Source organism: Polynucleobacter sp. 35-46-11, assembly GCF_002281105.1.
Map to the genome: position 1 here is coordinate 1 of NZ_NCFJ01000638.1, position 1,278 is coordinate 1,278.

Below are 1,278 nucleotides of genomic sequence, written 5' to 3' on the forward strand. Positions count from 1 at the left end.
TTGGACACGGAATCTTATGCCTCGTTATTTTCCTATAGGTAATCACAGCAAAAACTTTGTCATTTGCCTTTCAGGAGTTGGTGCGCAGAACGATTTTTCGGCACTCATCACCGATGCTGTCCCTAATTTTCATGCCATTCAAACAGCCCAATGCTTTCCTCTCTATGTGTTTGACGAGTCGGCAGCCGAACCGGACAAAGCATCTAACGCCGACTTGTTCTCTGATCGATCGAATCGCGAAAATATCCAATTTCGGCGAGACGCCATTACTGATGCGGGACTAGCACATTTTCGCGCCTCGTATCCTTCGGACGACATGAGTAAAGAAGACATATTCTACTATGTCTATGGCTTGCTTCATTCGCCTGACTATCGAGAACGCTATGCCGATAACCTTTCAAAGGAGCTGCCACGCATCCCCTGTGTCAATACTCCGGAGGATTTTTGGGCATTCAGCAAGGCTGGGCGCGACTTGGCTGATCTGCACTTGAACTACGAAACAGTGGCTCCCTACGCCCTTAAAATCGACGCGGGTAACCAGAAGTTGACCGATGCCGACTATCGTGTTGAAAAGATGAGGTATGGGAAAAAAAGCGGCGAGAAAGACCTAACGACACTACACTACAATGCCAAAATTACTCTCACCGGTATTCCTCTGGAAGCGTACGAGTATGTGGTGAATGGCAAGCCCGCGCTTGACTGGGTGGTGGAGCGCCAATGCGTGAAGACGGACAAGGATAGCGGCATCATGAATGATGCCAATGACTGGGCGATTGAGACCATGCACAACCCATGCTACCCGTTGGAGCTGTTTATGCGAGTCGTTACCGTGAGCCTTGAGACGATGAAAATCGTTAAAAGCCTGCCACCTCTGGATATCGATTGATTATTCTTGGACGTTGAGGCAGGTTTCCCGATCTTTTAGCTTATACTGTATTCGGACTGGATAAAAGGATTTTTGGTGTGGATTTTAGCGGTGGGATAGTAGAGCAAATAGAGCAAACATTCGGTAAACCAGCAGCAAAATTACTTCTGGCTTTAATTTACCTTGCTATAGCCGCGACTTGTGTCCACATTATCTATCCTTCAATACTTAAAGTATTTTATCATATTGAAAACTACATTATGTCCCAATTTCCAGGTCTCATTAGTAACAATAAATCAGATCAAATAGGCGCTGTGGTTTCAGGGTTTCTGACTGCATTATGTTATATACTTTTGGCGATTTTTTTCATTAAAATTAATCGGAGCATAACTCATATTGGTTCAAAAGCTGAA

2 protein-coding genes are annotated in these 1,278 nt (G+C 44.9%); both read left to right on the plus strand.

The genetic code is table 11. The features are described from left to right. The coding region (locus tag B7Y67_RS18360) for a type ISP restriction/modification enzyme (protein ID WP_367227311.1) at positions 1–886 on the plus strand (886 nt) is incomplete at its 5' end. Positions 887–963: 77 nt separating this feature from the next. After that, a partial coding sequence (locus tag B7Y67_RS18365; protein ID WP_293599867.1) for a hypothetical protein occupies positions 964–1,278 on the plus strand: 315 nt, incomplete at its 3' end.